Genomic DNA, 18,806 nt, shown 5'->3' with positions numbered 1-18,806 from the left:
CTACCGGGAGTTACACCTAGAGTTACGCTCCGCGAACCCGCCGGTCAGCGGCGCGTCATCGGGCTGGTCAGCGTTTTGCCGTTCGGGTCGGTGGTGGTGGCGGTCGTGAAGACGTGCCCCGGTTCGACCAGGTCGGACAGCACGATGTGGACCGGTTCGCTGACGAAGTTTCCGGCCGCGCAGTTGGGATCGCAGGTGTTGAAGTGCTGCACGCCGTCACCCTCGGCCCGGTCCGGGCCCCAGGACTTCCAGTCGATCTGCTCGACCCGCAGTCCGAGATCCGCACACGCCATGATGACATTCGGCGGACGGACGGCGGGCTTGCTGAACGAACAGTCGATCACTTCCGGCACCGAGTTCGCCGCCGGCGACTGACCCGCCGCGGCGCCGGGGTCTTCCCCGCCACAGCCGGCCAGCGCGAGCGCCGCCGACACCGCCGCCGCGACGGCCAGCCGACGACGGTGACCTGCCGGGAAACCGATCTTCCGCACCGTCATCTCCATCCCACTGTGTACCGGCGTGCCGCGCACGCCGCCCCTGACCGGATCATGGCCCATCCGGGCCGCCTTCGCACGCGGCACGCGCAAATTACCGCGCCGCACCCGGGTGGTCGTCGCTCCAGCGCCGCGACCAGTCCCAGAGCGGTTGCAGCGCGACGCCGAGTTCCCGGCCGATCGGGGTGGGCTCGTAGGCCTTGTCCGCGCGCTTCACGACCAGTCCCGCGCTCTGCAGGTGCTGCAGGCGCACCGAGAGCATGCTCGACGAGCAATTGCCCATCCGGCGCCGCAGTTCCAGGAAACCGATCGGACCGGGCTCCAACTCCCACAGCACGCGCAGCATCCAGCGCTGGCCCAGCAATTCCATGGCCGCGTGTATCGGCGCCGGATCGCGCCGTCTTGCACTTCTCATTTCGAACTACCATAGTGATTCTGAAATAGAAGCGATCGAGTGGGAGTGCATGGTGGGTTCGCAGCGAATCGTGGTGGTGACCGGGGCATCGCGCGGCATCGGGGCGCAGACGGCGCGGATCATGGCGGCCCGCGGCGACCACGTGGTGCTCAACTACCGCGAAAAGCGCAAGCGCGCACAGCAACTCGCCGACGAGATCGCGCAGGCCGGCGGGAGCGCGTCGGTCGCCGGGGCGGATCTGTCGGACGAGAGCGCGGCGCGGGCGCTGGTCGAGGAGGTGACCGGCCGGTTCGGTCGCCTGGATATGCTGGTACTCAACGCCTCCGGCGGTCTCGAGCACGGCGCTCCCCCGGACTACGCGATGGTGATCAACCGCGACGCGCAGCTGCGCCTGGTCCGATTCGCGTTGCCGCACATGCCTTCCGGTGGCCGCATCGTGTTCGTCACCAGCCATCAGGCGCACTTCCACGGCCGCAAGCCGGTCCCGGACGCCTATCGGCCGATCGCGGCGAGCAAGCGCGCCGGTGAGGACGCGCTACGGGCGATGATTCCCGAATTCACCGCGCGCGGTATCGGTTTCACGGTGGTGTCGGGTGACATGATCGACGGCACCATCATCGTGCGGCTGCTGCAGCGCCGCGATCCGGCGGCCGTCGCCGCCCGCACCGAGCACGGCGAGTTGCCGACGGTGGCGGAGTTCGCGACCGCGGTCGCCGATGCCGCCGACACCGCGGCCGAACCGGGCCACACCGTGTACGTCGGCGGCGCGGACTATCTGTCACACCACTGACCAGGTTCAGTCCGGCCACACCGGTTCGCGCTTCTCCAGGAACGCGGCCATTCCCTCACGGGCGCCGGGCAATTGGGACGCGGCCGCCATGACTTCCAGGGCGATGGCGTAACCGTCGGCCTCGGGACGATCCAGCTGGGCGTAGAGGGTGCGCTTGCCGAGGGCCTTGCTCGCGCGGCTGCCGCGGGTGGCGCGGGCCATCAGCTCGGCGACCGCGGTGTCCAGGTCGGCGTCGGGGACCACGCGGTTGATCAATCCCCACTCCTCGGCCGTGTGCGCATCGATCGGGTCGCCGGTCAGGGCCAGCTCCATCAGCCGCTTGCGCCCGATCGCGCGGGCCACCGGCACGGCCGGCGTGTGACAGAACCAGCCGCCCTTGCCGCCGGGGAGCGCGAACCCGGCCGAGCGGCCCGCGACGGCCAGGTCGCAGGAGGCCACCAGCTGACATCCGGCGGCGGTCGCCAGCCCGTGCACGCGGGCGATCACCACCTGCGGCACCGATTCGATGGTGGACATGAGCTCGGTGCACAGCGTGAGGAGTTCACGCACCTCGAGCAGGTACCGCGCGGCCACATCGGCGAAATCGTGCCCCGCGGAGAAGACCGGGCCGTTGGCGGCCAGCACGATACCGGTGGCGCTGCTGTCGCCCGCGGCGCGGAAGGCGGCCAGCAGCTCGGTGAGGTGTTCGGCGGACAGGGCATTGCGCCGCTCCGGCCGGTTCATGGTGATCCGGACGGTGCCGCCCTCCCGTGCGACGAGCAGGTGCTGATAGTCCTCTGCGGTCATGGCCTCCACCGTAATGCCGGGACCACCGATGCCCGATCGTCACCGGTAGCTGCGGCCAATCCGCGCCGACGCGGTCATGGCTCACGCTATGGTCCCGGATGTGGCGGATTGGGTGCGGATGCGGTTGCGGGTCGACGAATTCGACGACACCGAGTTCGTACCGTACCTCGAACGCGCGGCCGCCGCCGGGATCTCCTTCACGACACTGGCCGAACTCGGCGAGACCGAGCACAATCGCCACGCGGTGTACGAACTCAACCGGACCTTCGCGGCCGATATCCCCCGGCGCGGTGAGTTCTTCACCTATTCGGAGTATGTCGCACAACGATTCGAGGCGCCGGGATACGACCCCCGCGGAGCGCTCCTGGCGATACGCGCGGGCGAGCCGGTCGGGCTGAGCATGGTGTCGCTGCACCCCGACCGCGGCGTCGCGTTCAGTGAGATGACCGGCGTGCTGAGACCCTTTCGCGGGCACGGACTTTCACTGGCCCTGAAACTGCTGGCGATCAGCTTCGCACGGTCCGCCGGTGCGCGCTGGATGACGACCTTCCACCACCCGGACAACGCCGCCGCCATCGCGATGAACCAGCGCCTCGGCTTTCACACGTATATCGAAGAACAGCAGGCAGATTCGCCCTGATCGGCGCGGCAATACCCGCCGGGGAATTGTCCGGCGCACGCCCGCGGCGAATGCTCGGGGCGTGAACGACATTCGATACGGACTGCTGTTGCCCGCCGGACAGGCTCAACTGTCCGCCGGGGGTTCGGCGCGGGGGCTGCTGGATCTGGTGGTGCGGGCGGAACGCCTGGGCTTCGACTCGGCGTGGGTGGGCGATTCGCTGTTGCGCGCCCGGGTCGAACCGCTGACCCTGCTCGCCGCCGCGGCTTCGGCGACCGAGCGCATCATCCTGGGGACGGCCGCGCTGATACCCGCGTATCGCCATCCCGTGCAGGCGGCATCGACCCTGGCGTCACTGGATCTGCTGTCGGAGGGACGGCTGATCCTCGGTGTCGGAGGCGGGTTCCCGGGTCTCAGCGAACCGGAATTCGAACTGTCCGGGGTGCGGTTCAAGACGCGGTTCTCGCATCTGGACGACACGGTGCGGCTGTGGCGGCAACTGTGGGCGGGTAACTCGGAACCGTTCCACGGCAAGGTGCTTCGATACGACTGGCTGCCCGAGGTGCCGCGCCCGCACCGGCCCGGTGGCCCGCCGATCTGGCTGGCCGGGATCACCCCTGCCGCGCTCGCCCGCACCGGGCGGCTCTACGACGGCTGGCTCCCCTACCCGCCCGACGTCGCCGACTACGCATCGGGCCGGGAGGCGATCGCCGCGGCGAGTGCGGCCGCGGGACGGCCCGAGAACACGGTCACCCCAGCGCTTTTCGCCACCGTTCACATAGACGACGACGCGGAACGCGGCCGGGCCGCGCTGGAGGAGTATTGCCAGGCGACCTACCGCATGTCCCTGGACGCCGTCGGCGCCATCCAGGTGATGATCACCGGTTCGGCGGATCAGGTGGCCGCCGAACTGGATCGTTACGTCCGAGCCGGTGCGCGACACCTGCTGCTCCGCATCGCGGCCGTGTCGCACGAGTCCTTCGAGTCCCAGCTGGCTCGTGTCGTGGCCCTGCTGCCGCGCGCCGCGCTCGCGTAGCCCGATCGTGTGGGAGTGGAGGTAGCTACCGGCTCGCGCCCATCGGCGGCGGCCCCACCGCCTCCGGCGCGACGACGTGGTGGATGGGGCCGTCGGTCGCGGCCAGGGCGCGGCCGGAGCCGCCGCGGCGCACCGCGACGATCTCGGCGGCCACCGCTACGGCGGTCTCCTCCGGCGTGTGCCCACCGAGATCCAAGCCGATGGGCGAATGCAGCTGTGCCAGTGCCGCTTCGGTGAGACCCGCGGCGCGCAGCCGGGCCAGGCGGTCGCGGTGGGTGCGCCGCGAGCCCATGGCGCCCACATAGGCGGCGGGACCGCGCAGCGCCACCTCCAGCACCGGCACATCGAATTTCGCGTCGTGGGTGAGCACGCAGATCACCGTGCGCGCGTCGACCCCGGTGCGGGCCAGGTAGCGGTGCGGCCACTCCACCACCACCTCGTCGGCCTCGGGAAACCGTGCACGGGTGGCGAATACGGGCCGCGCGTCGCAGACGGTCACGTGATAGCCGAGAAACTTCCCGATGCGCGCGACCGCTCCCGCGAAGTCGATGGCACCGAACACGAGCATGCGGGGCGGCGGTACGAACGATTCCACGAAGACGGTGGTCGGGTTCGCCGAATCCCCTGAACCGCAACCGATCACGCGCATGCCCGTACCGCCCAGATCGAGCATCGCCCGGCCCTCGGCAATTACTCGAGGGTCGAATCGAGCGCCATATGCCCAGTCCGGGCCGAGCGCCAGCGCAGCGCCGCTGTCCATATCGCGGACCAAGGCCACCGGGCCGACCCTGGACAACGCCGTCTCGATTACCTGTTGTTCGCGTGGGCCGACCGGATGCACGAACACCTCGAGCGCACCGCCGCAGGTCAATCCGACCGCGAACGCGTCGGAGTCGCTGTAGCCGAACGTCTCCCGCCGGGGCTGCCCGGTGCGCAGCACCTCCCGGCACAGCTCGTAGACCGCGCCTTCCACACACCCGCCGGAGAGGCTGCCGACCACCGTGCCCGCCTCGTCCACGGCCAGCGCCGCGCCCACCGGCCGCGGCGCGCTGCCGGTGACGCCGATGATGCTGGCCACGGCGTACCGGGTACCGGCCGCATGCCATTGCCGCAGTCGCTCGATCAGTTCACGCACGATCATCACCCGCCCAGCAGGACTTCGATACCGGAGATGGCGAAGTAGCCCGCGAACACGACGCTGACCACCCATACCAGCCAGTGGATTTCGCGGAACTTGCCGCGCGCCGCCTTGATCACCGTGTACGCGATCAGGCCCGCGCCGACACCGTTGGTGATCGAGTAGGTGAACGGCATCGCGACGATGGTCAGGAAGGCGGGCACCGCGACCTCCAGATCGCCCCAGTCGATCTTGCGGGCCTGCGTCATCATCAGCGCACCCACCAGCACCAGCGCCGGTGCGGCCGCCTGGATCGGCACCACGCCCGCGATCGGCGTGAAAAAGATTGCCAGGCAGAACAATCCACCGGTCACCACGCTCGCCAAGCCGGTACGGGCGCCCTCACCGACACCCGTCGCCGACTCCACGTAGACCGTGCTGCCCGCGCCACCCGCGGCGCCGCCGATGACCTGAGCGACGCCGTCGGTGGTGAGCACCCGGCCCAGGCCCGGCATGGTGCCGCGCTCGTCCAGCAGTCCGGCCTCGTCACACACCCCGAAGATCGTGCCCATCGCGTCGAAGAAGCCGGTCAGTACCAGCGTGAACAGCACCACGCCGGCGGTCACGGCCCCGGCCCGGGCGAAGCCGCCGAGTGGATCGATATGCAGCGCGAGGCCGAAATCCGGTGCGGCGAACAGTTTGTCGGGCAACTCCGGGACGACCGTGCCCCACGCGCCCGCGTCGATGTCCGCCACCGCGTTGACGAGGATCGCCAGGGCCGTGGCGATCGCGATGCTGATCAGGATGGCGCCCGGCACCTTTCGGATGTAGAGCGCCAGCATCACCAGCAGGCCGACCCCGAACACCAGCACCGGCCAGCCCTGCAGGTGCCCGTCCGGGCCCAGCCCCACCGGCGGCCCGGTCGGCGAACCGTGCCCGACCACCCCCGCCGACACCAGCCCGATCATGGCGATGAACATGCCGATTCCGACCCCGATCGCGTTCTTCAACGCCAGCGGGATGGCGTTGATGATCATCGTCCGCAGGCCGGTCGCCGCCATGATCACGATGATGACGCCCATGAGCGCCACCAGGCCCATGGTCTGCGGCCAGGTCATGTGCGGCGCGGCCTGGAAGGCCACCACCGGCACCACGCCCAGCCCCGCCGCCAGCGCCAGCGGCACATTGCCGACCAGCCCCATCAAGACGGTGGACAGCCCGGCGGAAAACGCTGTGGCGGTGGTGAGCTGGGCGATGTCGAGGTGGCGGCCGTCGATGTCGGTGGCGCCGCCGAGGATCAGCGGGACGAGCAGGATCACGTAGGCCATCGCGACGAAAGTCGTGATGCCGCCGCGGATTTCACGCGAGACGGTGGTGCGCCGCACGCTGAGACGGAACAGCCGGTCGAAGGCGGACCGAGCGGCCGCGGGACTGGTACGGATCTGTACTTGGGTCATTGGCGGATGCCCTCCCAGGGCAGTGCCGACCTGCGGTCCGTGCCGTCTTACGGACCTCGGGTGCGGGCGGTTGGTCAGCAGCTTCGGATGATGTCCTCCGGGCGGACCGGCACCCGGGTCAGGTGGCCGGTGCCGCCGGCGGCCCGGCAGGCCTGGCGAATCGCCGAGACGATGGCCGGGGTGGAGGAGAGCGTCGGGGGCTCGCCGGCGCCGCGCAGCCCGTACGGGGCGTGCGGGTCGGCGTTCTCGAGGATCTCCAGCCGCTGCGACGGAGTGTCGAGAATGGTCGGGATGAGATAGTCCGTGAACGAGGGGTTGCGCACCTTTCCGTCGGTTACCTGAATTTCCTCCATGACCGCCAGGCCGAGTCCCTGCACGGACCCGCCGTGGATCTGACCCTCCAGCGACAGCCGGTTCATGATCTTGCCGACGTCCTGGACCGCGTCCAGGGCGACGACCTTGACCAGCCCCAGCTCGGTGTCGACGTCCACCACGGCGCGGTGCACGCAGACGGCGAGCTGGGTATGGCTGTCACCCTGGCCGGTGACCGGGTCCATGCCGGTGGTCGGCCGATGCTGGTACACGCGGGTCTCTTCGACGACCCCCTCATCGAGCACGTCGACGAGCGCCGCGAGCACCGCACCGTTGCGGGCGATCACCTTGCCGCCCACCAGATTCGCCGCGTCGGCGTGACCCTGCGCGACGGCCAGTTCCAACACCCGGGCCCGGACCGCCTCGCAGGCGGTCTTGACCGCGCCACCGGTCATGTAGGTCTGCCGGGAGGCCGAGGAGGAACCGGCATCCCCGACGCCGTTGTCGGCCGGATGGATCGTCACCCGGTCGACGCCGAGTTCGGTCCGGGCGATCTGCGCCTCGACCGTCACCAGCCCCTGACCCACCTCGGCCGCCGCGGTGTGGACGAGCGCGACCGGTTCGCCCGCAACGACTTCCAGCCGCACCCGGGCCGTGGAGTAGTCGTCGAAGCCCTCGGAGAAGCAGATGTTCTTGATGCCGACGCCGTACCCGATCCCGCGCACCACGCCCTCGCCGTGCGTGGTCTGCGAGGCCCCGCCGGGCAGGTTGCGAATATCGTCGGTGTCCAACGGTTCCGGCAGCGGCATCGTCTCCAGTTGCCCGAGCATCTCGCGCAGCGGGGTCGGCGCGTGCACCACCTGTCCCGTCGCCAGCGTGGAACCCTGTGCGACGACATTGATCTGGCGTATGTGCACGGGGTCGAGGCCGAGCGCGGCGGCCAGCTTGTCCATCATCGACTCGTGGGCGAAGCAGGCCTGCACCGCACCGAAGCCGCGCATCGCACCGCACGGCGGGTTGTTGGTGTAGACGCCGTAGGCGTCGACCTCGAGGTGCGGGAACTCGTAGGGGCCCAGGGCAAGTGACGACGCGTTGCCGGTGACGTTGAGCGTCGCCGAGGTGTAGGCGCCGCCGTCGAGGACGATCTTCACCTTCGCGAAGGTGAGCTTGCCGTCACGGGTGGCGCCGTACTCGTACCACATCTGCGCCGGATGCCGGTGCACGTGACCGAAGAAGGACTCCTCCCGGTTGTACATCATCTTGATCGGCCGGCCGGTGTACATCGCCAGCATGCCCGCGTGGATCTGCATCGACAGGTCCTCGCGGCCTCCGAAGGCGCCGCCGACGCCGGCCAGCGTCATGCGGATCTTCTCGTACGGCAGCCGCAGGCACGGACCGATCTGCGACAGATCGTTGTGCATCCACTGGGTGGCGACGAAGAACTCCAGACCGCCGTCCTCGGTCGGTACGACCAGCCCCGACTCCGGTCCGAGGAACGCCTGGTCCTGGATGCCGACCTCGAACTTCTCCGACACCACGACCTCGGCGAGCGCGCGGCCCACCTCGACGTCACCGACCCGGACCGGCTGGTGGCGGGCGATCCCGCCGCGCTCCTGCACCCGATGTGTCACCGGATCGTCCACCACCGCAACGGGATCGGTGACGGGCTCCAGTACCTCCCACTCGATCTCGATGGCCTGCATGGCGCGCCGGGCGATCTCGGGATGGTCGGCGGCGACCAGCGCGATCGGCTCGCCCTGGTGGCGCACCTCGCCGATGGCCAGCACCGGCTGATCCCAGGTGTGGTCGAGACCGTAGTGCTTGCGGCCGGGCACGTCGTCGCAGGTGAGCACCGCGTGCACGCCGGGCAGCGCCAGCGCCGGAGCGATATCGATCGCGAGGATGCGGGCGCGCGGGTGCGGGCTGCGCAGCGTCGTCCCCCACAGCATGCCGTCCATCCAGAGATCGGAGGAATAGGCGAACTCGCCCTTCACCTTCAGCGTGCCGTCCGGCCGCAGCGGGCTGGCGCCGATCCCGCCCTTGCCGGGCGCGGCGACTCGCTCCGGGAATCGGGTCGAACGTGTCGATGTCATGACTATCGCTCCTCGCGCAGTAAGCGGTGACGAGCCGCGGCTCCCGCGCGGGCGACGGCATCCTGGGAGACGGTGCGCAGTTCGTCGTCCTCCACCACGGTGCGGCCGCCGACGAGCAGTCGCGCCAGGGGCGGGGTGGGACCGAAGACCAGTGCGCAGACCGGATCACCGAGCGCCGCGCGGAAGCCGTCGACGCGCCAGACCGCGAGATCGGCGAGCTTGCCCGGCTCGAGACTGCCGATTTCCCGGTGCCGGCCCAGATTCCGGGCGCCGCCCAGGGTGGCCATCCACAGCGCCTGGCGTGCGGTGAGCGCCTGCGGACCGTGTATCGCCCGCTGGAACAGCAAGGCCTGGCGCATTTCCCCGGCCATCGAGGTCAGCTCGCTGGAGGCGGCGCCGTCCACCCCGAGCCCGACGGGGGCGCCCGCGGCCAGCAGGTCCGAGACCCGGGCGATCCCCGCGCCGAGACGGGCGTTGGAACTGGGGCAGTGCGCGGTGCCGCTGCCGGTGTCGGCGAAACGCTGAATGTCCTTGTCGTGCAGGTGCACCGCGTGGGCGAACCACACGTCGTCGCCGAGCCAGCCGATCTTCTCCATGTATTCCACCGGCGTGCAACCCATGTGCTCGCGGCAGTACTGTTCCTCGTCCAGGGTCTCGGCGAGGTGGGTGTGCAGGCGCACGCCCCTGTCCCGGGCCAGGGCGGCCGATTCGCGCAGCAGGGTCTCGCTCACCGAGAACGGCGAGCACGGCGCGACCGCGACGCGCAGCATCGAGTCGAACGACGGGTCGTGGTACCGGTCGATGGTTTCCACTGTGGCGGTGAGGATTTCGTCGGTCTGCTCGACAACCTCGTCCGGCGGCAGGCCACCGTCGGATTGCCCGCGATCCATCGATCCGCGGCACGGGTGGAAGCGCAATCCCACCTCGGCGGCGGCCCGCACCTCGGCCTCGAACAGGTCGCCGCGCCCCTTCGGGAAGATGTAGTGATGATCGGAGGAGGTGGTGGCGCCGCTCAACGCCAGCCACGACAGGCCCGCCGCGGCGGCGCCGTAGGTGACCTCGGCGTCGATGCGCGACCAGGTGCGATACAGCCCGGTCAGCCATTCGAACAGGGTCGAATCCTGGTAGCGGCCCTGGGTGGCCCACTGGTACAGGTGATGGTGGGTGTTGACCAGACCCGGGGTGACCAGGCAGCCGGTGCCGTCGAGACGTTCGGCGCCCTCGAGGCGCGGCGCCGGGCCCGCGCCGATCCCGGTGATCCGGCCGTTCTCCACGGTGAGGTATCCGCTGGGGATCTCCTCACCGACAACCGGTGCGAGATAGGCATTTTCGATGATCAGCGAATGCGTCATCCGGACACCGCCTTTCGTTCGGCCGCCGCGCGCACCGCGTCCAGGATCTTCTCGTAACCCGTACAGCGACAGAGGTTTCCGGCGAGCGCCTCGCGAATCTCGACGTCCGAGGGCCGCGGGTTGCGCTCGATCAGGTCGTGCGCCTGCACGATCAGGCCGGGGGTGCAGAAACCGCACTGCACGGCTCCGGCCTCCAGGAACGCCTGCTGCACCGGATCCAGCTCGTCGGCCGTCGCGGCCAGGCCCTCCACCGTGCGCACCGAGCGGCCGTGCGCCTGTCCGGCGGACACCAGGCACGAGCAGACCGGAGTGCCGTCCAAATACACTGTGCAGGAGCCGCATTCGCCTTGCTCGCAGGCGTTCTTGGAGCCCGGCAGGCCCATTCGCTCGCGCAGCAGGTAGAGCAGGCTCTCGCCCTCCCACACGTCGTCGACGTCCTCGGTCGAACCGTTGACCTCGCAGCTCACCCGCATCACGCCGCCCTCCGTCGCGCCGTCAGATCGTTCCAGGCCCAGGTCAGCGTGCGGCGCGCCAGCACCGACAGGGCATGCTTGCGGTAGTCGGCGGTGCCGCGCACGTCGTCGATCGGGCGGGCCGCGTCCGCGACCAATGCGCCGAAATCCCGCGCCACCGCGTCGGTCAGCGGTGCCGGGTCGTCCCACGGCAGCGCCTCGGCCAGATACGTCTCGGCCGCGCGCGGACGCAGCGGTACGGGACCGGCCGAACCGATCCCGGCGCCGGCCGCCCGGCGATCCGGATGCAGCGCGACAGCGAACGAACAGACGGCGATCACCATGGCATTCCGGGTGCCGACCTTGGCGAAATACTGCGGCCCGGTCGCCGGCTCCAGCCAGATCGCCCGGATCAATTCGTCGGGCTCCAGCGCATTCTTCTTGACCCACACATAGAAATCATCGATCGGAATCATGCGGGTGCCGCGCGCCGTCGATTCCGCCTCGATCACGGCATCGGTCGCCAGCAATGCCGGATGGGTGTCTCCAGCGGGCGACGCGGCGCCGAGATTTCCGCCCACCGAGCCGCGGTTGCGGATCTGCGGCGACCCCACGGTCCGGGCCGCCTGTGCCAGTGCGGGCAGCTCGCGTCCCAGGTCACGAATGATGTCGACATAAGGCACCCCGGCGCCGATCCGCAGCCGCCCGCCGATCCGCTCGGTGCGCCGCAATTCGCGGCACGGATTCAGGTCCAGCAGCGCGTCGGGGCGGCCCTTGTCGAAATTCAGTTCGACCATGACATCCGTGCCGCCCTGAATCGGAGTGGCTCGCGGGTGCTCGGCCTTCATTTCCAGCGCTTCCGCCCAATTCCCGGGTCGCAGGAATTCCATCGTCACTCCTTCCCGCCTGCCCCGGGCGGATACCCCGGCACCTGCTGCGCCATCTGACCTCCATCGGATTCGATCGGTGTTCCCCGAGTACACCCGCGCGCCGGCCGGTGCGGCCACGACCGGACCGACGAACTGTGCGCCAGTTCACACGGCGGTATTTGTATGTATCTCCAACACTGATGACGGCAATGTTTCCGGTGGCTCGTTCCCGGCCCGCGGGCTGTTAGCGTCGAGTTTCATGCGCCTTCGTTCGCTGCTCACCATGGACCTGGGGCTGGAACTCGTCACCGGGGAAGAGGAGCTGGATCGGTTCGTGCGCTGGGTCGTCACCCAGGACCTGCTCGACCCGGGCCGGTACCTGTCCGGCGGCGAACTGGTGCTCACCGGCATGCAGTGGCGCGGCGAACCGGCGGACAGCGAGACGTTCGTCGCGGCGCTCGCGCGGGCGAAGGTGGCGGCGCTGGCGACCGGCGACGCCCGCTACGGCGCCCCGCCCGACGATGTCGTGGCGGCCTGCCGACGCCACCGGATCCCGCTGTTCCGGGTGCACGAGACGGTGGCGTTCGCGACGGTCACCGAACGCATCACCCGCGACCTGTCGACGGGCCGGGCGGCGGACCTGTCGGCGATTCTGGACCGGCATCGGCAGCTGGTGTCCGGCGCCGGACTGGGCTCGGTGCTGGAGCTGATCGAACGCGATCTGGGCATGCGCTGCTGGGTCATGTCGTCGACGGGGCGTGTCGTGGCCGGACCGCATCAGCGCCCGCCCGCACAGGTCGTCACCGATTTCTTGAGTGCCCGTCGACTGCCCTGCGTGACCACCGTCGGCGGCCGCCCGTACTCGCTGTTCGCCGTCGACGAGCACGGCACCTCCCGCGCCGCCGACTGGCTGCTGGTGTTCGACGGCGACTGGTCGGACTGGACCGAGGAGCGCCGCGCCCTGACCGGCGAGCTGGCCGCGGTCGTCTCGCTGGAACGCGCCCGGCAGGACGACCGGCAGAGCGCCGAAGGACGGCTCGCCGAGGAGCTGGTCCAGCTGATCGTCTCCGATGCCAAACCGGCGGAGATCATTTCGCGGCTGGAGCTGACCGGGCTCGGGGCCGCCGACAGTTACGTCGCGGTGGCCGCGGCCGCCGAGGACGGCTTGCGCCCCAGGGAATTACGCGCGCTGCTGCGCGAAATCCTGTACGGCCGAACGCCGGCCGCCGGTGTCGTCGACGGCGAGGCGATCGCCCTGATCCCGACCGACCAATCCGTGCTCGACCTCATCCACGCCGCACTGGACACCCTGGAGCCGGGACTGGGCGGCAGCCGATTGTCGATCGGGGTGAGCGGCATCGTCGACGGCGAATCGCTGCGCGGTGCGGTCGACGAGGCCCGGCACGCCCGGCGCGTGGCCGCCGACCGCCACCGCCCCGCCTGTGTCGTCGGCCACGATGAACTCGCCACCCACATGATGCTGCTGGCCAGCGTGCCCGACGAGGTGCGGCGCATGTTCCGCCTGCGCCTACTGGACCCGCTGACCAGCTACGACCAGAACAACAGCGCCGATCTCGTGCACACGCTGGAGATCTTCCTGGAGACGTCCGGCTCCTGGGCGCGCAGCGCCGAATCGCTGCATGTGCACGTCAATACGCTGCGCTACCGGATCGCCCGCATCGAGGAACTGACCGGGCGCGACCTGTCCCGGCTGGCCGACCGCGTCGACTTCTTCCTGGCCCTGGCATTGCGCTGAGCCGCGAACACGATGATGCCGCAACGGCATTCACCGCTGCGGCACCTCACACCGCGTGCGACGGCCGGGCGATGAGAATGAACCGGCAGTGAACACCGGACGGCGTAGCGGAGACGAAACACCAACGGGTTCCGGCATTTTCGGAGTTCTCTGTTCACCGTCCCGAGGGCGCTCGTTCATGCCGCCGCGTTAGCGTTCGAGGGGTTGTTTCCGGGGACTGTCGAGCGGCCCCGAGGTTTGCCTGAACCCATGCTCTCCTTTGTGTGCCGAACTTCGGTCCGACGTGCGCAGAAACGAAACAGGTTGTGGCGGTCTATAACTGGAAATCCGATCGGTGGCAGTCGGCCGTATGGCAGCTGCCCGAAGTGATCCGGCGTTGCCGGGGGTGGATAGTCGCGACGCGGCGACGGCGCTGGTCGGCGGGAATCCTGCTCACTATCTTCGTGCTGTTCGTCTGTCCCGGTCTGCTGGGCACGGCGGCCACGGCCGACACGGCCTCCGGCCGCAGCGCGGGATCGTCGGTGGGCAGCGCGCTCGCCTGGACCCACGTCGCCGACTCGTCGGGGGTGGAGGCGTCCAACTATCTGTTCGCCACCGACCACGGCGGTCTGCTGACCCCGGGCAACACCGCCCTGTCCATCGTTCTCGGGATGGAATTCGCGGGCTGGAAGATCATCGTCGTCACCGCGATCTGGCTCATCGGCTACGCCCTCAGCTTCGAGTGGCTGAACCTGCTCGCCAAGCCGCTGCTCGGGGTCGCCCACAGCCTGTCCGGACAGCTCGCGACGCCGATCATGCTGATCACGGCCGCGACGATCGGCGCCTTCTGCGTCGCGTGGTTCGTCGCCCGGGGCTTCTACTCCAAGGCGACCATGCAGGTCGTGACCATGCTGCTGATCGCGGTGCTCGGGCCGATGTTCCTCGCCGAACCGCTGGCCGATGTGCTGTCGCCGCACGGATGGCTCTCGCAGGGCCGGGATCTCGGCATCACGGTGGCGGCGGGCCTGCACGGGGACACCGCCGTCAACCCGGACCACATGGTCTCGACCATGCAGGCCACCCTGACCGACAACACCGCGCGGCGCCCGTTGCAGGTCTGGAACTACGGGCATGTGATCGACACCCGGCCGGGCTGCCGCGCCGCGTGGTCGGCCGCGATCTCCTCCGGCAACGAGGAACGCGTGAAGAAGGCGATCCAGTCCTGCGGCGACAGCGCCGCGAAGGAATTGATCGACAATCCGAACTTCGAACAGATCGCGACCGGGCTGCTGCTGCTCATCTCCGGGGCGATTCTGCTGTTGTTCGGTGCCGTGCTGGCACTCAAGATAATCAAGTCCGCCCTGGACACCATCTACCACGGGATGATGTCGATATTCGGTTTCGCCGCAGGCGGTTTCGTCTACGGTCCGACCCAGACGTTCCTCATCCGCAATATCGTGGACAGCTTCGTGGCCGCTCTGCGCATGACCGTTTACACCGTCTTTCTCGGGGTGTACATGCTGATCCTGGGCGAGTTGTTCGCGCTGGCCGGGGAACAGGTCATGGTGGTCTTCATGATCGGGGCGATCGTGGAGATCGTCGCGATATTCCAGCTGCGGCGGCTCAGCAAGAGTTTGGAAAACGGCAACGAATGGATCGCCAACCGGTTCGCGCTGGCCGCCCAGGGCAATCGTGCGGCCGGCGGCGGTGGCGGTGGCGCCAAGGCGCTGGGCATGGGGACCGCGAGCGTGGGTCATTCGATGAGCGCGGGCCTGCTGCCCGCTCTCGCCGCGGTGAGTACGGTGAGCAATTCGCCGGTGACCGAATGGCTGTTCGGGGCGACCCGCTCACCGCTGCGGCCGAACGCTCGCATGGAGCGGGCTGCGCAGAAGGGGCAGTGGGGTTTCTGGGGTTCGCCGGGTGTCGGCGGTCCCGACGGGACGTACGCGCGGTCGTATATGAAATGGGAGCAATTCGAGGCGGGTGCGCGCGAGGCGGCCGCGCAGAACGGTGGAATCAACACTTTTCGCGGTGCGGCCGCGGCACTCCAGGGTCTGGAGGACCTCGGCGGCAGCGGCAGCGACGCATGGGCCCTCCTCAGGTCCATCGGTTTCAACGACCAGAACGTCATGCACCACTCCATCCGGTCGTGGCAGATCGTCGACTCGAATGCCGATGACGAAACGCTCGCCGACAAACATCTCGGGCACGTCGTCGCCGCGGCCAAACGAGCGCAGGAGTCCGCGAACAACCTCGTGCACGGTCGCGGCAGCGCCGAGGAGGCCGCCGCCGACATGGCGACCTTGCAGGCCGCCGCGTTCCGCTTCCATCGCGCGAATCCCCTGGGCGTGACGCTCGACGGCGGCGCCTACACCGGAGCACAACAGGATTTCATCAACGACTACATGGCCGACCCGACCCAGGCGAAGATCAAGCAGTTGCAGAAACTGGCCGACGGTGACACCGCGCAGGCCACGGGGATGCTCGCGAACGTCGGCGGCAAGGACGGCGCGGGCCGCATGCTGGCGGCCATCGGTAACCGCCACGCCACCCAGGTGCTGGAATCGGTCGACAACGTGATGCGCGATCCCGGCAACTACCAGTTGCTGCGAGACGCCAGGCGCCATATCGCCGCCGCGAGCACCACCGACCAGTGGGCCTCGGGCCGGTCGCGAACTCCGTGGAACTCGCTGGCGACACCGGGCGCCACGCCCGCGACGGCCGCGTGGCAGTCGGCGTGGCGGGGAGCCATGAGCGGGGAGTTCGCACGCATGCTTCGTTGAGGCCGATCCGGCGCGGGCGGTAGCGTGAACCGCCATGGCCGCGCCGCATCCACCCCTGTCGACTCCGGGGACCCGGACGCTGGCGGACGCCTGCCAGGCCGATATCCCGCGACTGACCAGCCGTTTGATCTCGGCGATCTTCACCGACAACCCGGAATGGACCGACTACACCTCGGTGCCGCGGGCGGAACTGCGCGACGGCTGCCGCCGCTACCTGACGCGCATCCTGCAGTTGCTGGGCGGCGAGCCCGGTGATCCCGAGCGCGACGGCGTGGCGGCGTCGATCGGGCGGCACCGCGCCGAACAGGGCGTCCCGCTGGAGGCGATGCTGCGCACGTTCCGGCTCGGCGGCGGCATCGTGTGGGAGGCGCTGCTGGACAAGGCCGAGAACGCGGGGCCGCAGGAGATCCGGGAGGCCGGGACGGCGATGTGGACGGTCATCGATGGACTGTCCTCCGCGCTGGTCACCTCCTACCGCAACACCGAACTCGAGCAGGTGCGCCGCGACGAGCGCCGCCGCCACGCGCTGATCGAGGATCTGCTCGCGGGACGGGCGCACGACGCGGGGTTCGCCGCCCGGGCCGCGCGCGAGTTGAACCTGCCGAGCCACGGGGCGTACCTGGTGGTGGCCGCCCGCGGAGACGACCGTCCATTGCGCGCGGGCGCCGAAACCACGCTGTCCGCCTTGGGTATTCGCTCGGTGTGGCACGACCACATGGACACCACCATCGGCCTGGTGGCGCTGGAGCACCGCGACAGCGACGACGTGCTGCGGCATCTGCGGCCCCTGGTGCGCGGGCGCGCGGGCGCCTCCCCCGCCGTTCCCGGTCTCGCGCAAGTGGATTCGGCGCACGCGTCGGCGCTCACCGCGCTGGAGACGCTGCCCACCGACGCCACGGGATTGGTGGCACTGGACGAGCGCTACCCGGAGGCGCTGCTGACCCGCTCCCCCGACCTGGCCGACCAGTTGGTGGCGCACGTCCTGGGACCGGTGCTGGAGCTACCCGCGAAGGAGCGCGACATTCTGTTGCAGACCCTCGCGACCTGGCTGGCGGAGAACTGCTCGGCCGCCAATGCCGCACCGCGCCTGCACTGCCACCGCAACACGGTGATCAATCGGCTGCAACGGATTTCGACGTTGCTCGGACGGCCGTTGGAGGGCCAGCGCTCCTACGTGGAGCTGTCGCTGGCCCTCGCCGCACTGCAGTTGCCCTGAGAACGCCGCCCCTCACGCGCCCAGCGCGGCGGCCAGGTGCGGCCAGGAGTCGTGCAGATCGGCCTCGAATTGACCCCAGGTGTGCGAGCCCTCCGGCCGGTTCACATGGATCGCGGGGATACCGAGTTGAGCGAGCCGTCCCGCGAAGGCCCCGGTGCAGGCGCTGGCGATCGCCTCGACCGGCGGGAAGGGCAGACCGCCCTCATCGATGGCGCCCGGCGTGCCGGTGGCCGCCGACAGGTAGATGGTCTTACCCGCCAGCGCGCCGGCGCGGGCGAACGCGTCGTGCGCGGGCCAGGCCCCCGTGCCCGGCAAGCCCCACATGTTCCCGGGGTTGGCGCCACCCCGGACGACTTGCGCCGAGACCAGGCCGATTCCGGCGGGATCCGAGGACCACGGGCAACCGCTGTAGGCGGCGACCGCGTTGTAGCGTTCCGGCGCCTGAATCGCCAGGTCGATGGCCGAGGCGGCGCTCATCGACACTCCGGCGACGGCGTTGCGGCCGGTGCTGCCCAGATGCGAATCGAGCGCCGCGGGCAGCTCCTGGGTCAGGAAGGTCTGCCAGCGCCCGCGGCCGACCACGGGATCGTCGGTGACCCAGTCGGTGTACATGCTGTACGCGCCGCCGATCGGCATCACCACGTTGACGTGCTTGTCGGCGAAGAAATCCCGCACATCCGTATCGTCCCACCAGGAGATGCCGTCCAGGCCGCCGCCGATGCCCGTCAGCAGGTAGAGCGTGGGCGCGGAGCCCCCGGCGGCACGGATCACCCGGTTGCTCACCACGCGGTCCATCGCTGGGGAGTAGACGTCCACCTGCGCGACGGAGCCGCCCAAGGGGTGCTCGCCGACCACCCGCGCCTCCCCGGCGGCCGACGCCGTACCACTGGACACGAACCCTATAGCGACGGCGCCCATCAGCACACTCATGAGCGCGGCCGACCACCTCGAAGCCCTCACCATTCCGTTGTACGCGGAAGATCACCCGGGCGCAGCAATCCCGAGAAGATCAGCGCGTCGCGGCCCGCATGTCATCGATCGGCTTGCGGGACAGGCGGATCGCAGCAACCAGCCGCGGCGGCCGGCACCCGGCGGCGAAACACAGGTCCGGCCGTGTGGTGCGCTGGACGCGGCCGGCCTGGCAATCTTCCGGCACCGAACCACGAAGGATCGGCCGTTCGGTGTGTCTCGCAGTGGCGTGTCACGAGCGAACCATTCGGTCGATTGGGCTCGGAGCCCATTTTCGAAGCGTGATTCCTGGGCTTTCGAGTCATTGTTTG

The 18,806-nt window shown here is 69.6% G+C and carries 16 protein-coding genes; 6 read left to right on the top strand and 10 right to left on the bottom strand.

What is annotated here, in order from left to right; genetic code table 11:
* Positions 1 to 44: 44 nt before the first annotated feature.
* Both ACFMRZ_RS32640 and ACFMRZ_RS32635 read right to left on the bottom strand, forming a co-directional pair.
* The gene (locus ACFMRZ_RS32640) at positions 45 to 491 is read right to left on the bottom strand and encodes a hypothetical protein (protein WP_280271918.1); all 447 of its coding nucleotides are present in this window, start codon (positions 489 to 491) and stop codon (positions 45 to 47) included.
* A 97-nt stretch (positions 492 to 588) separates the two neighbouring features.
* Complete coding sequence (locus ACFMRZ_RS32635) at positions 589 to 909, bottom strand: winged helix-turn-helix transcriptional regulator (RefSeq protein ID WP_400182077.1); 321 nt, start codon at positions 907 to 909, stop codon at positions 589 to 591.
* A gap of 52 nt (positions 910 to 961) precedes the next feature.
* Between ACFMRZ_RS32635 and ACFMRZ_RS32630 the strand changes: the two genes are divergently transcribed.
* Positions 962 to 1,699, top strand: coding sequence for an SDR family oxidoreductase (locus ACFMRZ_RS32630; RefSeq protein WP_400182076.1), 738 nt, complete (start codon positions 962 to 964; stop codon positions 1,697 to 1,699).
* 6 nt (positions 1,700 to 1,705) lie between these two features.
* On the opposite strand, the gene ACFMRZ_RS32625 is transcribed toward ACFMRZ_RS32630, so the two are convergent.
* Positions 1,706 to 2,485, bottom strand: a complete 780-nt coding sequence (locus ACFMRZ_RS32625; RefSeq protein WP_400182075.1) for an enoyl-CoA hydratase-related protein — start codon at positions 2,483 to 2,485, stop codon at positions 1,706 to 1,708.
* A 100-nt stretch (positions 2,486 to 2,585) separates the two neighbouring features.
* On the opposite strand from ACFMRZ_RS32625, the gene ACFMRZ_RS32620 reads away from it, so the two are divergent.
* The gene (locus ACFMRZ_RS32620) at positions 2,586 to 3,125 is read left to right on the top strand and encodes a GNAT family N-acetyltransferase (RefSeq protein WP_400182074.1); all 540 of its coding nucleotides are present in this window, start codon (positions 2,586 to 2,588) and stop codon (positions 3,123 to 3,125) included.
* A gap of 61 nt (positions 3,126 to 3,186) precedes the next feature.
* On the top strand, positions 3,187 to 4,140 hold the full coding sequence (locus tag ACFMRZ_RS32615; protein ID WP_400182073.1) for an LLM class flavin-dependent oxidoreductase: 954 nt from the start codon (positions 3,187 to 3,189) through the stop codon (positions 4,138 to 4,140).
* A 25-nt stretch (positions 4,141 to 4,165) separates the two neighbouring features.
* On the opposite strand, the gene ACFMRZ_RS32610 is transcribed toward ACFMRZ_RS32615, so the two are convergent.
* The 6 genes from ACFMRZ_RS32610 to ACFMRZ_RS32585 all read right to left on the bottom strand — a co-directional run bounded on the left by ACFMRZ_RS32610 (position 4,166) and on the right by ACFMRZ_RS32585 (position 11,813).
* The gene (locus tag ACFMRZ_RS32610) at positions 4,166 to 5,275 is read right to left on the bottom strand and encodes an XdhC family protein (protein WP_400182072.1); all 1,110 of its coding nucleotides are present in this window, start codon (positions 5,273 to 5,275) and stop codon (positions 4,166 to 4,168) included.
* A 5-nt stretch (positions 5,276 to 5,280) separates the two neighbouring features.
* Entirely contained in the window at positions 5,281 to 6,714 is a 1,434-nt protein-coding gene (locus tag ACFMRZ_RS32605; RefSeq protein ID WP_400182071.1) for an NCS2 family permease, read from the bottom strand.
* 74 nt (positions 6,715 to 6,788) lie between these two features.
* Positions 6,789 to 9,119: a xanthine dehydrogenase family protein molybdopterin-binding subunit gene (locus ACFMRZ_RS32600; RefSeq protein WP_400182070.1), complete on the bottom strand. Its 2,331-nt coding sequence runs from the start codon at positions 9,117 to 9,119 to the stop codon at positions 6,789 to 6,791.
* Positions 9,120 to 9,121: 2 nt separating this feature from the next.
* Positions 9,122 to 10,471: an 8-oxoguanine deaminase gene (locus tag ACFMRZ_RS32595; protein WP_400182069.1), complete on the bottom strand. Its 1,350-nt coding sequence runs from the start codon at positions 10,469 to 10,471 to the stop codon at positions 9,122 to 9,124.
* On the bottom strand, positions 10,468 to 10,944 hold the full coding sequence (locus tag ACFMRZ_RS32590) for a (2Fe-2S)-binding protein (protein WP_280367278.1): 477 nt from the start codon (positions 10,942 to 10,944) through the stop codon (positions 10,468 to 10,470). The genes ACFMRZ_RS32595 and ACFMRZ_RS32590 overlap by 4 nt, the downstream gene beginning before the upstream one ends.
* Positions 10,944 to 11,813 carry an FAD binding domain-containing protein gene (locus ACFMRZ_RS32585; protein WP_400182068.1) on the bottom strand — a complete coding sequence of 290 codons (870 nt, stop codon included), beginning with the start codon at positions 11,811 to 11,813 and terminating at the stop codon, positions 10,944 to 10,946. Before ACFMRZ_RS32585 ends, ACFMRZ_RS32590 begins: the two co-directional genes overlap by 1 nt.
* 238 nt (positions 11,814 to 12,051) lie before the next feature.
* Here ACFMRZ_RS32585 and ACFMRZ_RS32580 point away from each other — a divergent pair, with 238 nt between their 5' ends.
* The 3 genes from ACFMRZ_RS32580 to ACFMRZ_RS32570 all read left to right on the top strand — a co-directional run bounded on the left by ACFMRZ_RS32580 (position 12,052) and on the right by ACFMRZ_RS32570 (position 17,526).
* On the top strand, positions 12,052 to 13,548 hold the full coding sequence (locus ACFMRZ_RS32580; protein WP_400182066.1) for a PucR family transcriptional regulator: 1,497 nt from the start codon (positions 12,052 to 12,054) through the stop codon (positions 13,546 to 13,548).
* Between the two features lie 305 nt (positions 13,549 to 13,853).
* Entirely contained in the window at positions 13,854 to 16,310 is a 2,457-nt protein-coding gene (locus ACFMRZ_RS32575; RefSeq protein WP_400182065.1) for a hypothetical protein, read from the top strand.
* Between the two features lie 34 nt (positions 16,311 to 16,344).
* The gene (locus ACFMRZ_RS32570) at positions 16,345 to 17,526 is read left to right on the top strand and encodes a CdaR family transcriptional regulator (protein ID WP_280271931.1); all 1,182 of its coding nucleotides are present in this window, start codon (positions 16,345 to 16,347) and stop codon (positions 17,524 to 17,526) included.
* Positions 17,527 to 17,538: 12 nt separating this feature from the next.
* Here the strand turns inward: ACFMRZ_RS32570 and ACFMRZ_RS32565 are convergent, their stop codons facing one another.
* Positions 17,539 to 18,456 carry an alpha/beta hydrolase gene (locus ACFMRZ_RS32565; RefSeq protein ID WP_400182064.1) on the bottom strand — a complete coding sequence of 306 codons (918 nt, stop codon included), beginning with the start codon at positions 18,454 to 18,456 and terminating at the stop codon, positions 17,539 to 17,541.
* Positions 18,457 to 18,806 lie beyond the last annotated feature (350 nt).

The sequence above is a fragment of the Nocardia sp. N2S4-5 genome, assembly GCF_044628355.1.
Lineage (GTDB): Bacteria > Actinomycetota > Actinomycetes > Mycobacteriales > Mycobacteriaceae > Nocardia > Nocardia wallacei_B.
Note: the sequence above shows the minus strand (reverse complement) of the source record. Positions and strands in the feature narration are given on the sequence as shown.

Excerpts from the sequence above, each read along its gene's own strand:
- ACFMRZ_RS32635 (WP_400182077.1), bottom strand. The coding sequence starts at position 909 with ATGAGAAGTGCAAGACGGCGCGATCCGGCGCCGATACACGCGGCCATG.
- ACFMRZ_RS32625 (WP_400182075.1), bottom strand. The coding sequence starts at position 2,485 with ATGACCGCAGAGGACTATCAGCACCTGCTCGTCGCACGGGAGGGCGGC.
- ACFMRZ_RS32605 (WP_400182071.1), bottom strand. The coding sequence starts at position 6,714 with ATGACCCAAGTACAGATCCGTACCAGTCCCGCGGCCGCTCGGTCCGCC.
- ACFMRZ_RS32600 (WP_400182070.1), bottom strand. The coding sequence starts at position 9,119 with ATGACATCGACACGTTCGACCCGATTCCCGGAGCGAGTCGCCGCGCCC.
- ACFMRZ_RS32595 (WP_400182069.1), bottom strand. The coding sequence starts at position 10,471 with ATGACGCATTCGCTGATCATCGAAAATGCCTATCTCGCACCGGTTGTC.
- ACFMRZ_RS32590 (WP_280367278.1), bottom strand. The coding sequence starts at position 10,944 with ATGCGGGTGAGCTGCGAGGTCAACGGTTCGACCGAGGACGTCGACGAC.
- ACFMRZ_RS32585 (WP_400182068.1), bottom strand. The coding sequence starts at position 11,813 with ATGGAATTCCTGCGACCCGGGAATTGGGCGGAAGCGCTGGAAATGAAG.
- ACFMRZ_RS32580 (WP_400182066.1), top strand. The coding sequence starts at position 12,052 with ATGCGCCTTCGTTCGCTGCTCACCATGGACCTGGGGCTGGAACTCGTC.
- ACFMRZ_RS32570 (WP_280271931.1), top strand. The coding sequence starts at position 16,345 with ATGGCCGCGCCGCATCCACCCCTGTCGACTCCGGGGACCCGGACGCTG.
- ACFMRZ_RS32565 (WP_400182064.1), bottom strand. The coding sequence starts at position 18,456 with ATGAGTGTGCTGATGGGCGCCGTCGCTATAGGGTTCGTGTCCAGTGGT.